At 62.6% G+C, this 14,397-nt stretch carries 11 protein-coding genes; 6 read left to right on the top strand and 5 right to left on the bottom strand.

What is annotated here, in order from left to right; translation table 11 throughout:
* Positions 1-182: 182 nt before the first annotated feature.
* From C3418_RS14610 to C3418_RS14620, 3 genes are all read right to left on the bottom strand, one after another.
* Positions 183-1,373: an amino acid aminotransferase gene (locus C3418_RS14610; RefSeq protein ID WP_010675240.1), complete on the bottom strand. Its 1,191-nt coding sequence runs from the start codon at positions 1,371-1,373 to the stop codon at positions 183-185.
* A 135-nt stretch (positions 1,374-1,508) separates the two neighbouring features.
* A complete protein-coding gene (locus C3418_RS14615) occupies positions 1,509-2,450 on the bottom strand; it encodes a hypothetical protein (RefSeq protein WP_181023107.1) in 942 nt (313 codons plus the stop codon).
* 195 nt (positions 2,451-2,645) lie between these two features.
* A complete protein-coding gene (locus tag C3418_RS14620; protein WP_069785249.1) occupies positions 2,646-3,683 on the bottom strand; it encodes a porin in 1,038 nt (345 codons plus the stop codon).
* 382 nt (positions 3,684-4,065) lie between these two features.
* Between C3418_RS14620 and dinG the strand changes: the two genes are divergently transcribed.
* From dinG to C3418_RS14635, 3 genes are all read left to right on the top strand, one after another.
* The gene (gene dinG / locus C3418_RS14625; protein ID WP_103858787.1) at positions 4,066-6,138 is read left to right on the top strand and encodes an ATP-dependent DNA helicase DinG; all 2,073 of its coding nucleotides are present in this window, start codon (positions 4,066-4,068) and stop codon (positions 6,136-6,138) included.
* A gap of 213 nt (positions 6,139-6,351) precedes the next feature.
* Complete coding sequence (locus C3418_RS14630) at positions 6,352-7,011, top strand: DUF2057 domain-containing protein (protein ID WP_039040268.1); 660 nt, start codon at positions 6,352-6,354, stop codon at positions 7,009-7,011.
* A gap of 70 nt (positions 7,012-7,081) precedes the next feature.
* Positions 7,082-7,978, top strand: coding sequence for a histone deacetylase (locus tag C3418_RS14635; protein WP_052814635.1), 897 nt, complete (start codon positions 7,082-7,084; stop codon positions 7,976-7,978).
* Between the two features lie 89 nt (positions 7,979-8,067).
* Here the strand turns inward: C3418_RS14635 and C3418_RS14640 are convergent, their stop codons facing one another.
* Both C3418_RS14640 and ylqF read right to left on the bottom strand, forming a co-directional pair.
* Positions 8,068-9,216: an MFS transporter gene (locus tag C3418_RS14640; RefSeq protein WP_052814634.1), complete on the bottom strand. Its 1,149-nt coding sequence runs from the start codon at positions 9,214-9,216 to the stop codon at positions 8,068-8,070.
* A 301-nt stretch (positions 9,217-9,517) separates the two neighbouring features.
* Positions 9,518-10,468 carry a ribosome biogenesis GTPase YlqF gene (gene ylqF / locus C3418_RS14645; protein WP_052814633.1) on the bottom strand — a complete coding sequence of 317 codons (951 nt, stop codon included), beginning with the start codon at positions 10,466-10,468 and terminating at the stop codon, positions 9,518-9,520.
* A gap of 341 nt (positions 10,469-10,809) precedes the next feature.
* Between ylqF and C3418_RS14650 the strand changes: the two genes are divergently transcribed.
* The 3 genes from C3418_RS14650 to C3418_RS14660 are packed head-to-tail and all read left to right on the top strand — an operon-like array spanning position 10,810 to position 14,327.
* A complete protein-coding gene (locus tag C3418_RS14650; protein WP_041214887.1) occupies positions 10,810-12,201 on the top strand; it encodes an alkaline phosphatase in 1,392 nt (463 codons plus the stop codon).
* Positions 12,202-12,225: 24 nt separating this feature from the next.
* On the top strand, positions 12,226-13,593 hold the full coding sequence (locus tag C3418_RS14655; RefSeq protein ID WP_223920106.1) for an alkaline phosphatase: 1,368 nt from the start codon (positions 12,226-12,228) through the stop codon (positions 13,591-13,593).
* 50 nt (positions 13,594-13,643) lie between these two features.
* Positions 13,644-14,327: a hypothetical protein gene (locus C3418_RS14660; protein WP_052814631.1), complete on the top strand. Its 684-nt coding sequence runs from the start codon at positions 13,644-13,646 to the stop codon at positions 14,325-14,327.
* Positions 14,328-14,397 lie beyond the last annotated feature (70 nt).

Here is a 14,397-nt window from a genome sequence, read left to right on the forward strand (position 1 = left end):
GGCTGCATAGGCGTCATGTTCATAGAAAAACGCCCCAGGCCATCGAGACCCAGGGCGGTGAAGATATCAAAGACCCGTTTTCCGGTAAATCGCAATGCGGCTCCGCTTAAGTGAACAGCATTGCGCCGATACGGCGGGCTTTTTATGACTGAAGCAAGGCGCTTGGCGCAGATGCTTCTCTCTTACAACACCTTGGCGATGGCGTCGCAGAGGGGATCAATGTTGGCGCGGGTGATGCCTGCCACGCTGATCCGGCCGGAGCCGACGATATAGATGGCGAATTCGCTCTTGAGGCGCTCCACCTGATCCTTGGAGAGACCGGAGAAGGAGAACATGCCGTTCTGTTCGCGGATGAAACTGAAATCCTGGTTCACCCCCCGCTCGGCCAGCTTCTCCACCAGCAGCTCGCGCATCTCGCGAATGCGCACCCGCATGGCGGCCACTTCTTCCACCCACTCCGCATAGAGGGCCGGGTCGCTCACCACGGTGGTGACAACGGCGGCGCCATGTGACGGCGGGTTGGAGTAGTTGGCACGAATGACGGTCTTCACCTGGGTGAAGGCGACGTCGGCCACCGCCTTGGTCGCGCAGACCAGGGTGAAGGCGCCGACCCGCTCGTTGTAGAGGCCGAAGTTCTTGGAGAAGGAGCTCGCCACCAGCAGCTCGTCGTGGCACTCGGCGAAGATGCGAAGGCCTTCGGCATCCTCTTCGATACCCCGGGCGAAGCCCTGATAGGCGAAGTCAAAGAGCGGCAGCCAGCCGGCGGCGGCACTCTGCCTGGCCAGGGCGCGCCACTGCTCGGTGGTGGGGTCGATACCAGTCGGGTTGTGGCAGCAGCCGTGCAGCAGCACCAGATCCCCCGCCTGCGCGTCAGACAGGGAGGCCTGCATGGCGGCGAAGTCGAGTCCCTTGGTGGCGGCGTCGTAGTACTTGTACCACTTGACGGTCAAACCGGCCGCCTGGAACACGCTGACGTGGTTCGCCCAGGTGGGATCGGAGATCCAGATGGTCTTGGCGAGATTGTTGCGTACCACGAACTCGGCGGCGATGCGCAGGGCACCGGTACCGCCCGGCGCCTGCGCCGTCTTGGCGCGGCCGCTGGTCACCAGGGCGGCATCACGGCCGAACAGCAGTTGCTGCACGATGCGGCCGTATTCGATATTGCCTTCGATACCGAGGTAGTTCTTGGTCTTCTCGTCGGTCAAGAGCTTCTGCTCGGCTTGCTTGACGCAGTGAAGGATAGGAGTGGCACCTGTCTCATCCTTGTAGATACCGACCCCCAGATTGATCTTGTGGCTGCGAGTGTCGGCACGGAAGGCTTCGGTCAGGCCCAGGATCGGATCCGCTGGGGCGGCAACAACCTTTTCAAACATGGTATTCCCTGTAGTCCGTTGAGTTCGTTGGCTGGCAAAGTAGGTTGGCAAACAAAAGCGCCCGTCCAGGGAGCGCTTCGTCAGCTCTTTATACCACTGCCTTCCATAGGGGAAAACCGCTTTCTCGGCGCCGCCTCAACCAATCCCGTGCCAATCCGGTGCCAGGGCACACACCTCGACCGACAGACCCCGATTCGACTCCACCAGATCATTGCACTGCGCCAGCAGCGCACGGGGGATACGGCTCGGCTCCCAGGGCCGGCCATCCCTCAGGGGAACCCCGTAAGCCGCCTTGATGGGCACCAGATCCCGGGGCAACCACCAGCTCGCCGGTCTCCCCAACCGCTGGGCCAATGCCAGTACTCTGTCAACCCCGGCCGGATCCAGGGCAGTGAGGTGGCTCCAGAGGGTCTGGGGCGGCAAGGCGGCGATCAGGGGCTCCAGCGTGCCGGGATCCTCGGCGGGATACCAGACCAGCAGGGCGTCGGCGGGCAGTGGCAACTCGGCGAAGGCGCCGACGGCATCGGTCGTGATCACCCGCTGTATCTCCCCCTCTCCCCAGAGGATCTTGCCAAGCTGCGCCAGGGTGCGGGCTGGCAGCGCCACCTCCCCCAGGGTCTGGAGCCAGGGGGCGACATCCAGCAGGGTGCCGCCGCTGAGAAACAGGCTGAACGGCCGTGCGGCCCGCAGACGAAGGGGCAGATCACTGCAAAGCCGGATCCCCTTGTCTTCGAAATCGATCTGCTCGATGGGGCTGAAATGGCCCTCCCCCTTGCGATACAGGGCCGCCAGCACCCGCTCGTTGACCCTCTCCCCCAGTTGCCAGCCGTGGGATTGCAGCCACTCCTCGGGTTCCGGCGGGGCACTGGCCATCTTCGCCAGCATCAGCTCCCGGGTCAAATAGCGGTGCCCGGCAGGGGTGAGCTCATAGTGATGATTGCCAAGGGCCAGCAGCAACTGGTTGTCCCGAAGCATGCCGATGAGCGGCTGCCATTGACGACCGCGAACAGCCTGGGGGCCGCCTCTCAGCAACTGCTGTGCCAGCGCGCGCCACTCGGGGTGGGTGAAATCGATCAAAGGCATCCTTCCCTGTCGGCCAATCTGCTTCAACAAATTGAATAATCTAGCGATTTACCAGAGGAGAACCAAGGGTGCAAAGAAGACAACGTGATATGGCGCAGGGCCAGAGGACGAAAAGTGGTGAAGGGGCCAAAAAACAGAACGGCCAAGCAAGCTTGGCCGTTCATCAACTAAATCAGCGCAGAGGCTAGATTAGAAGTTGTATTGCAGGGCAACAGTGAACTCGTCGTCCTTGTCGTTGATACCCTGGATTTTGTACTCGGTGTACGCCTTGAACTTGGAAGTGAAGTTGTACTGCACGCCCAGCAGGGTTTCGTCGACGATGTCTTCGTAAGAAGAACCGGCGGAGTTGGACAGTACCTTGCCTTCGGCGAAGTTGTAACCGGCCAGGAAGGTCCAGGCGTCAACGTTGTAGGAAGCAGCCAGCTCGTAGCCACGGCCCTTGTCCTTGTTGTTGCCTTGGGTGGTGTTGTCGTAGCTCAGGTCACCCTGGGTGTACATACCGGCGAAGTAGAAACCGTTGATGGCGTAGTGTGCGCCCAGGGCCCACTCTTTCTTGTCGCCAGAAGCGGTGCTGACGGTGCTTTCCAGGTCGGAGTAAGCGTAACCGGCGTTCAGGCCCAGACCGAAGTCGAAGTCATAGCCAGCAGCAGCGGCGTAGCCGTAGTTGCGTTTGACTTTCGGACCGTAGACGTCGGTTTCCTTGATGCCTTGACCGATGTCAGTAACCTTGACGGCTACGTCATCGTTGGTCTGGTAGGACACTTTGCCCTTGAAGCCACCGAAGGTGTTGGAGTAGATGATCTGGCCTTCTTGACGACCGTCGTAGAAGTTACCTACGTCACCCCATTCGTTGAAGATATCGGTCGGCTCCAGCACGTCGTAGAACGCGGTGTCGGTCTGGCCGAAGATGATCTTGCCGTACTGGGTACCGTCCAGGCCGACATAGATGTGACGGGAGTTGAACTTGTTGTCAGAGTTTTCGGCGGATACTTGCCACTCGGTCTTGGCGATACCGGACCAGGTGTTGTTCAGGCCGACTTTGCCGGACCAGCCCAGACGGGAGGAACCAACCAGTTCAGCGTCGGTATCGTCGTGTTCACCGTAGTAGTTGGCTTGAACACGGCCGTAAATGTCAAAGGAGGTGCCGTCTTTGTCGTAAACGACAGCAGCGTTGGCTGCGGATGCGAACAGAGCCGGGATAGCAATAGCCAGAATTGTCTTTTTCATAGTTTCCAATGCCTACTGTAATTAAACACTAAGTCCTTGTTATTCCCTGTGTTAGCGATGTTCTTTGCATCACTATGGCGCCGAGACTATCACCGGGTTTTCGAATCCGCAATGAAAAAACTTGGAACTTTTTATGAAAACCATAGTCACAGGGAAAAATTTGTGAGCTGAATCTCACAATGTTTGCCCCATCAGGGAAAACGTTTACAGCGATACTCTCTGCCTGAATCCCTCTTTTTTGGTGGTTTATTGCAACCCCCTGTTCCCTCATAACATATTTGCAAAGCCGGGGCTGACCCGACTGCTTCTCCCCTGCCTCGACCCGGGCCGCCTGTTGCGGGTATCCTGTTGCCATCCACACCGACACGGCCACACCTTCTTTATGCTATCGACTCGCCTCAAAGCCACCATCCGCAGTACCTATCGCCAGATAGCCGATGGTTTACCCGGTTTTGTGCCGCGCAAGGAGCAGAATTTCCTGGTTGCCGAAATCGCCAAGACCCTGACGGGAGAATATGACAGGAGTCGCCGCATCCTGGTGGCCGAGGCTGGCACCGGCATCGGCAAGTCCCTCTCCTATGCCCAGGGGGCCATACCAGTGGCACGGCTGACCCAGAAGAAGCTGGTGATCTCCACCGCCACCGTGGCCCTGCAGGAGCAGCTCATCCACAAGGATCTTCCCTTTTATCACCGTCACAGCGAGCTGCCGTTTCGTTTCATGCTGGTCAAGGGGCGCCAGCGCTACTGCTGCGAGCACCTGCTGGAGCAGGCGGCAAACGGCAGCGAGATGGCCAATTTCGAACTCGACTTCGGCGCATTGAGCAAACACAAGCCATCGGATGCTGACAAAGCGTGCTACCAGGGGCTGTGGCAGGCCTACACCGAAGGCAAGTGGGACGGGGATCGGGACAACTGGCCCAAACCCATTCCAGACCCTTGCTGGGATCGCATCGCCGCCGACCGCCACACCTGCAACAAGGCCCTGAGCCACCATCAGCACTGCCCCTTCCATCGGGCCCGCAACGACATGGACGCGGCCGATGTGCTGGTGGTCAACCACGCCCTGCTGCTCTCCGACCTCACCATGGGGGGCGGCATCATACTGCCGCCACCGGACGAGTGCATCTATGTGCTGGACGAAGCCCATCACCTGCCCACCATCGCCCGGGATCACGGCGCCGCCAGCGCCAGCATCAAGGGATCCCGCCGCTGGCTGGAAAAGCTGGTGCAAAGCGCTGGCAAGCTGGCCAGGACGCTGAACAAGGAGAGCCTGCTCGATCCCCAGCTCAAACTGCAGGATGCCCTGGCCTCTCTCCAGCCGGATCTCAAGGCCCTCGAGCAGTGGCTCGCCAGCAATGATCACCTCTTTGGCGGCGAGCCCCACCACAGATTCGCCGATGGGGTGCTGCCGGATCCCCTGCCCATGCTGGCGGAAAACCTCAAGGAGGCGAGCAAGAAGGCACTGAGGGCGCTGGACAGAATGCAGGGGGCCATCGGCGAGGCGCTCAAGGATGGCGAGATTCGTCGCAAGGAGGCCGAGCCTCTGCTGGCGGAGAGTGGTTTTCACCTGCAGCGGCTCGAGAGCTTCTGCGCCCTCTGGGAGATGCTGAGCCGCCATGTTCCCACCGGCAAGACCCCCCTCGCCCGCTGGATGGCCAGAAGCGAGGACGGGGACATCTGGCTGCACGCCTCCCCCATCGAGGTGGGGTATCTGCTGGAGGAGTGGCTCTGGTCCCGCTGTCTCGGGGCCGTGCTGGTGTCGGCGACCCTCACCGCCCTCTCCTCCTTCAGTTATTTTCGCCACCAGGTGGGGCTCAAGGAGCATGACGGCACCCGCTATCTGCGCCTTCGCTCCCCCTTCGACTACCACAAGGCCGAACTCTATCTGCCCAAGATGGCCCATGAACCCAGTGCCCCCGCCTTCACCCAGGAGTTGATCGATACCCTTCCCCGCCTGCTGGCAGGCAAGGAGGCCAGCCTGGTGCTCTTCTCCTCCTATCGCCAGATGAACGAGGTGGCGGTGGGGCTGCGAGCCAAGGGGATGTCGCTCCTGGTACAGGGGGAAGCGTCCCGCAGCGCCCTGCTCCTCTTGCACAAACAGAAGTGCGACGGCGGCCAGGCCAGCATCCTCTTTGGCACCGGCAGCTTCTCGGAAGGGCTGGATCTGCCTGGCCACTACCTCACCAACCTGGTGATCACCAAGCTCCCCTTCGCGGTGCCCAACTCCCCCGTGGAAGAGGCAACCGCCGAGTGGATAGAGCAGCGCGGCGGCAACCCCTTCCTGCAACTGACGGTGCCGGAGGCGTCGCGCAAGCTCATCCAGGCCTGTGGCCGCCTCATCCGAAAAGAGGCGGATAGGGGGCGGGTCACCATCCTGGACCGGCGCCTGCTGACCAAGCGCTACGGCAAGGGCCTGCTGGACGCCCTCCCCCCCTTCACCCGACGCATCGAGTGACACGGCTGACGCCCGCCATGCGCTCCCCTGACCCTCATGTCAGGAGGGGGCAGGAAGATAGAAGAGCACGCTGCCCGCAGGACTCGGGGCAGCGGGATCCACACCCCGCACACCGGAAGGCGCCATAAACGGCTATTGCCGCTGTGGGGCAAACCTGTAAAAATGACCCCCTATTTTTCAGTGGGCAATTGCCTGACTGTTCAAGGAGATGAAATGAAACTGACTGTTCTGGTACCGGCCCTGGCTGGTCTGTTGTGGGCAGGTAGCGCCCTGGCCGCTAGCCAACTGGAAATTACGAATCCCTATGTCATCCAGCTGCTCGATGGCGAACCCGTCAACCCCCAGCTGCTCGACAAAGCCACCGTCTTCTCCCTGGAGCCCGGCAGGCACCAGGTCGTGGTCGCCTTCGAGGGCAACTACTCCAGCCGCAGTGAAACCAAGCTGGTCACCGCCGAGCCCCTGGTGATCAACTTCACCGCCGCCGACAACCAGCAACTCTTCCTCGACTTCAAGAAGCCCCGCAAGGAAGAAGAAGCCAAGCGTTTCGTCAAGGAACAGAACGTCGTTCTGAAAGACAAATCCACCGGCCAGGTTCTGAAATCCGAGCAGTTCGTCATGCCGACCGTGGGTGGCTTCCAGCTGACCCGTGACTATCAGCAGGAGCTGCTGAAGATGGGCAAGGCCTTCAACCAGCCCAAGACTGTGTCCGTCTCCACCGCCGCCGTGATGGCTGCCGCCAGCGCACCGGTGGAAGTGGCCCCGAGCAAGGCCATGAGCAACCCGGAAGCCCTGACCCAGCTGCAGAGCTGGTACAACAAGGCCGATGCGGAGACCCGCAAAGCCTTCCAGATCTGGGTGATCCAGCAGCAGTAAGGCGCATCGCACGCCTGCATCGAGGGGAGCCTGGCTCCCCTTTTTCATACCCGTTCATGGCCGATGCTTCATGTCACTGCGCATCTTCTATCACCCCCACTACTCCGCCCTGACACTGCCCGAGCGTCACCGCTTCCCCCTGGCCAAGTACCAGGCGCTGTTTGAACGCCTCGTCTCCCTCGACTATCCGCTGGCACAGGCCGCCCCTGCCAGCCGTGAGCAGATAGAGAAGGTGCACGATGCGGCCTATGTACAGGCCGCCCTCACCGGTACCCTCGATGAAGGGGCCATTCGCCGGCTCGGCTTTCCCTGGTCTCCCCTGCTGATTGAACGTACCCTGCACTCGGTCGGCGCCACCCTGGCCGCCAGCCGCCACGCCCTTGCGCAGGGCTGCGGACTGCAGATTTCCGGCGGCTACCACCACGCACACCGGGGGTTTGGCAGCGGCTTCTGCCTCTTCAACGATCTGGTGATCGCGGCACGAACCTGCCTGGACGAGGGACTCTGCGAGCGGGTACTGATCGTGGATCTCGATGTCCATCAGGGAGATGGCAGCGCCGCCCTGTGCACGGGCAGCCGTGACATCATCACCCTCTCCCTGCACGGAGAACACAACTTCCCCCGCCACAAGCCGGCCTCCCATCTGGACTTTCCCCTGCCAAGCGGCATGGAGGACGACGCCTATCTCGAGACCCTGAACCAGGCCCTCGCCCTGGCTCATCGCCTCTACGCCCCCGACTTCATCCTCTATCAGGCCGGGGTGGATGTGCACCGGGACGACGAGCTGGGCTACCTCTCCCTGAGCGACTCCGGCGTGCGCCAGCGCGATGCCATGGTCTTTGACTCTGCGCTTCGCCACGGGCTGCCCATCACCGCCGTACCGGGCGGGGGTTATCGGCGAGACTGGCAGCAGTTGATCCCGCTGCACCTCTCGCTCTTTGAAGCAGCAAGGCACCGGTTTGGTTGAGCGGCACCGCCCGGCCCATGACGAAAAAGAGGCGACCCTTGGGTCGCCTCTTCTATATCCGTGCACAGGGATGATGGCGCCGTCTGCCCTCAGGCATGGGCCATCGGCGTCGGGTGCTCGCCCATCTTGCGCAGCAGCATCAGCAGATAGACCAGGGAGACCCCGGCAATCACCATGAACAGCAGATGATCCGAGTAGTGCTGCATCAAGAGCGCCGTCAGGGTCGGCCCGAGCAGGCTGCCGATGGTGTAGCTCAGCAGCAGCGCCTGGTTCATGGCCACCAGTTGATGCTGCTCCACCTTCTCGCAGGCCCAGGCCATGGCCACCGGATAGAGCGTGAAGCCCGCGGCCCCCAGAATGAACAGCGTCGGTCCCATGGCCGCGTTGCCGAGCATCGCCATGGCCCCCAGGATCACCACCAGCACCTGTACCCGCAGCACCGGCAGGCGCCCGAAACGATCCGCCAGACGCCCCACCGGCCATTGCCCCAGGATGCCGGCGCTCACCATCACCGCCATCCAGTAGCCGATGGCCCCGTCGCTCACCCCCTGGTGGTTCAGATAGAGCGGCATCAGACCATAAAGCACCCCCAGCACGATGCCGGAGAGGATGCAGCCGTTCACCCCCAGACGCGCCTGACGCAGGCGCACCATCGGCCAGACCGGAGTCCTGGCCTGAAGGTTGCCTGACGGACTGGCGATGCGGGTGAACAAGAGCGGCAGCATGGCCGTCAACACCAGGGCGGTCACCCAGGGCAGCACCGCCATCAGCGACGTCGGTACCTTGCTCACCAGCAGTTGCCCAAGCACGGTGCCCACGTAATAGACCATCATGTAGGCGGCCAGCAGGCGCCCTCGATTGCGGGCGTTGCCGCTGCACATCAGCGCGCTCTCCACCACCACCCAGATCATGGCGCAGCCGACCCCGGCGATGAATCGCCAGGCGAGCCAGCTCCAGAACGCCAGGGTCATGCCGAGCCCGACGCAGCCTGCGGCAAAGAGCGCACTGGCCAGGTAGTAACTGCGATTGAAGCCGCAGCGGGCGATGAGTCTGCCCGCCAGCAGGGTTCCCAGCAGGTTGCCGGTGAAATAGGAGGAGCCGACCATGCCGACCTGCCAGGTGGGCAGATGCTCATGGGCGAGCCAGAGCGGCACCAGGGTATTCAATACCGCGATGGCCAGGGTCAGCAACAGCAGGCCACAGAGCAGGAGCAGCACCGGGCGGGAGTATGTGGTCATGGATAGAACCGTGGGGAGAGGCAAAATGCGAGCGCATCATGCCACCGCCTGTGCCTTTGTCAATCGGCACTGAGGCCGGGTCGCAAGGTTTTTCTGCCCACCGTGATGGCAACGCGGCACGGCCCTCCCCTGACGGGAGCCTCATCCCCTTGATTGGCCGACACCTTGGTCATGATGAGGGGAAGCGGGCGGTTGAATATCGACTCTGTGCCTCCCTCACGCCAGAGCGCCATGACCAGAAGAGGCGGCCCAGGGCCGCCTCTTCTTGCTATCAAGCACAACCTATCGTGCACAACGCCGGTCAGCGCTGGCGCTTCTTGGCGTACTTGCGACGAGCCCGGGCCTGGCGCTCCTCTTCCCGCTCCGCCTTCTCCCTGGCTTTCTGCTCAGCCTCGGCCTCGGCTTCCACTATCTCGACGCTCACCATCTCTGGCGTCTCCAGGGAGATCCGCCCCAGCATGCCGGACCGGAATTCATTGACCAGGATTTCCGAGGCCTTGTGCAGATCCGCAAGCCCCCCCTTGCGCATGAAGCCGCGCTGACGGGCAATGAGATCCAGCAGCTCGATCTCGGTCTCCGGCAGCTCGCTCAGCTGGTAGCGTGCCTTGATGCGCTCCGGATAGGCCTTGATGAAGTAGTCGGCGGCAAACATGGCGATGTCGGCGTAATCGAAGACGGTATCCTTGATGGCCGCCGTGATCGCCAGTCGATAACCGCAGGAGGGCGGGTTGAGCTTGGGCCACAGGAAGCCAGGGGTGTCCGTCAGGATGACGTGGTTGTCGAGCTTGATCCGCTGCTGGGACTTGGTCACCCCCGCCTCGTTGCCGGTCTTGGCGATGATGCGCCCCGCCAGGGTGTTGATCAGGGTGGACTTGCCCACGTTGGGGATGCCCATGATCATGGCGCGCACCCCGCGCAGCTCGAAGTTGCGCTCCGGCAGCATCTCGTGGCACAGGGTCAGCAACTGCTTGATTTTCTCCGGCTCCTGCTGGGTCAGGGGCAGTGCCTTGATCCCCTTCTCCTGCTCCATGTGGGCCACCCACAGCGCGGTGATCTCGGGGTCGGCAAGGTCTGCCTTGTTGAGCACCTTGATCACCGGCGTCTCCCCGCGCAGCTCCGGCACCAGGGGGTTCTCGCTGGAGAAGGGGATGCGGGCGTCGAGCATCTCGATGATGACATCGACCTGGGGCATGACCTCTGCAATCTCTTTGCGGGCCTTGTGCATGTGGCCGGGGAACCAGTTGATGGACATATCCGTTACTCTCTCATTGGCATGCGGTCCCCTCTCGGGGCTGCGGGCGCTCGGGGTTGCGGGTGCGTGGTGATGCGCCAGACCGCTGGCACTCATCGCAAGGGGGCGCATTTTACCTGCTGCGGCCCCGATTTGACAGGCTATTCTGGCCGGGTGTTGTCACCCGGGTGGCCGGATGCCCACCACGCCACCGGGAGGTGAGTGGCAAAACACAATCAACATAACCCATTGATATAAGATAACATTTGCAAGGCGCTTTCACCGTATTGTCATCTCTCTTCACTAAAAGTGTCATCTGCCCCCTCTAGGCTGCGCTCAGGTTTCACAAGGAGCGAACCCCAATGAGAAAGATGGCAGGACTTGCAGTGATGATAGGCGCCGCCCTGGCCGCCGGCTGCAACTCCAACAACGACAGCAACACCCCGGAACCCAGCGCCAAGAACGTGATCTTCTTCCTCGGCGACGGCATGGGTCTCAACACCCTCACCGCCTCCCGGATCTATGGCGTCGGCGAAGAGGGCAGCCTCACCATCGACACCCTGCCGGAAACGGCCTTCATCAAGACCTTCTCCCACGATGCCCAGGTGACCGACTCGGCCCCCTCCATGGCGGCCTACATGACCGGGGTCAAGAGCAACAACGGCGTCATCAGCATGGACAGCGACGCCACCCAGGAGAGCGATTGCAGCCAGAGCGGCGGCAAAGCGGTGACCACCCTGCTGGAGCTGGCCAAGGCCGATGGCCGTGGCACCGGCGTGGTCACCACCACCCGGGTCACCCACGCCACCCCGGCCGCCACCTATGCCCATATCTGCAACCGGGATCTGGAGGCTGATATCGCCGTCCAGATGGTGCCGGGGGGCAGCGGTTACAACAGCGCCCTGAAGGAGGGGCTGGATGTGGTGCTCGGGGGCGGCAGCAGCTTCTTCCTGCCCAGTGCCGACAAGGGCAAGCGGACCGATGGCCGCAACCTCATCGACGAGATGAAGGCGAAGGGCTATCAGTTTGCCGCCACCCTGGACGAGCTGAACCAGGCCGATGCGAGCAAGCCGCTGCTGGGCCTGTTTGGCTCAAGCCACATGAAATATGACCTGGACCGGCCCGCCAGCGAGCCGTCACTGGCCCAGATGACCCTGGCTGCCATCAAGCAGCTCAAGGGCAAAGAGAAGGGCTACTTCCTAATGGTGGAAGGGGGGCGTATCGACCACGCCCTGCACGACACCAACGCCAAGCGCGCCCTGCAGGATACCCTCGCCTTCGACAACGCCATCCTGGCCGCCATCAATGAAGTGAAGAAAACCGATCCCGAGCTGAAAAACACCCTGATCGTGGTCACCGCCGACCATGACCACACGCTTGTGCTCAACGGGTACGCCAAGCGCACCGGCAAGACCACGGCAGGCAATGCGGGCGTGCTCGGGCTGGTGAAGAACTACGAGACCGGCGAGCCGAGCAAGGATAGCGATGGCATGCCCTACACCATCATCGGCTTTGGCAACGGCTACAACCGGGTGGACGGCCCGCGCAGCAGCGTGGCGGCCCTCGACGACGCCACCACCTCCGCCGACGACTATCACCAGGAGGTAGTGGTCAAGGTGGGCGAGATAGGCAACGAAACCCACGGCGGTACCGATGTCTTCCTCGGCGCCATCGGCCAGGGGGCGGAGCGCTTCCACGGCTCTCTCGACAACACCGCCGTGTTCGGCAAGATCAAGGCTGCGGCCAAGCTGTAAGGGATTATCAGGATGAACATCACCATGAAAAAGACGCTGGTCTGCACCGCCCTGCTCGGCACGCTTGGCGGCCTCTCCAAGGCGCACGCCGCCGATGCCAAGAACGTCATCCTCTTTATCGGTGACGGCATGGGCCCCACCGTGCTCACCGCCACCCGCCTGTTCAAGGTGGGGGAAGAGGGGGATCTCGAGATGATGAAACTGCCCCAGAGCGCGCGCATCAAGACCTTCTCCCACGATGCCCAGACCACGGACTCCGCCCCCTCCATGGCGGCCTACACCACCGGCGTCAAGATGAACAACGAGGTGATCGCCATGAGCAGCGACACCAGGGCAGTGGCACCGTCCAAGGATGCCAACGGCAACAAGGGCATCAACAACTGCACCAGCGACAACGGGAGCCCGGTGCCCACCATTCTCGAGCTGGCCAAGGCGGCGGGCAAGTCGGTGGGGGCCGTCACGACCACTGAGCTCACCCATGCCACCCCGGCGGCGACCTATTCCCATATCTGCCACCGGGATGCGGCCTACGCCATCGCCGAGCAGGCGGTACCAGGCGGAGCCGGCTTCAACCAGGCGCTGGGGGATGGGGTCGATGTGCTGATGGGGGGCGGCGCCAACCACTGGACGCCCTACAGCGCCAGCAACAAGGGCGGCCGGGCCGACGGCCGGGATCTCACCGCCGAGCTGACCGCCCGGGGCTACCGCTATGTCACCACCAAGGATGAGCTCTCTGCCGTCAACTCGGGCAAGGTGCTGGGGCTGTTCAGCACCAAGTCCCACCTCGACTACGAACTGGACCGCGTCGCCAAGGGGGCGGCCAGTACCCAGCCGTCCCTCTCCGAGATGACCGCCAAGGCGATCGATCTGCTCAGCCAGAACAGCCAGGGCTACTTCCTGATGGTGGAGGGGGGGCGTATCGACCACGCCCTGCATGCCACCAACGCCAAGCGATCGCTGACCGATGCGGTGGCGCTGGACGAGGCGGTCAAGACGGCCCTCGGCAAAGTGGATTTGAGCGATACCCTGATCGTGGTTACCGCCGACCACGACCACACCATGACCATCAACGGCTATTCCGCCAAGGGCAACAAGGTGCTGGATCTGGTCAAGAACGCCGATGGCTCGACCCAGAACGACGCGGACGGCAAGCCGTTCACTACTCTGGTATTCGGCAACGGCCCCAACCGCCAGGACCAGCGCCCCACCCTTACCAGCGATGAGGTGATGGCGGATGACTACCTGCAGGAGACCGGAGTCAAGCTCGGCTCCGAGACTCACGGCGGCGGCGATGTGATGCTGTTCGCGGGCGGCGCAGGCAGCAGCCAGTTCAAGGGCACCCTCGACAACACCCGGGTGTTCGGCAAGCTCAGGGAGGCCCTCGGCCTGTGATAAAGGGGCCCGGCACCGCGCCGGGCCCGTTTTCCGTCGAGCGAGAGACGATGATGAAATATCTGCTTTCTTTATGGCTGCTGGGCAGCGCCCTCTCCTTCCCCCTCCTGGCCGACGAGGTGCCCGATCTGGCCGCCCGCATCCGCTACGTGGACAGGGCTACCGGCAGCGACGGCATCACCCGGGAGAGCCAGTGGCAGGAGAAGTGGCTGCGGGTCGGTGACCAGGTGTGGAGCCAGCGGCTCATTCCCGTTCCCCTGGCCCGTGCCTATCACGCCACCCACGATGCCCGCCCCGGCCACAAGCACTTCACTCACCAGATGGCGGCGCGCTGGGTCACCCGCAGCGAGGGAGACGCACTCCAGTTGCGCTACGCCGATGCCTGGCACAACCAGCTGGTGGAAGTGCCGCAGGAGGAGTACGGCCAGGTGGCCTTCAAGCCGGAGTGGGCGCGGATCCGCCACCTCATCAACCCTGCCCTGTTAGAGGGAATGACACCGCTGGATGAGGCCGCCCCCGACCAGGCGAACTGGTATGAGACCCGTGAAGGTCGCCAGCGTACCCGCATCCTCTGGTCGAGCCGCTGGCAGTTGCCCCTGGTGGTGGAGTCGGCAAGCCTCGACGGTTATCGCAGCTACCGGATGGAGGTGACGCTCAAGCCGCTGCCAAAGACCCTCCCCTGGCAGCAACTGGCAGGGTACCAGACCCTGGATCTGCGGGATTTCTTCGACTGATCCCCCCAGGCGGCAATCGCCTGGCTGACATGGCGTAACGGGATGTTACACTCTCTGTACTCATCCCGGA

Origin of the sequence: Aeromonas sp. ASNIH8 (genome assembly GCF_002919855.1) — a bacterium.
Taxonomy (GTDB): domain Bacteria; phylum Pseudomonadota; class Gammaproteobacteria; order Enterobacterales; family Aeromonadaceae; genus Aeromonas; species Aeromonas caviae.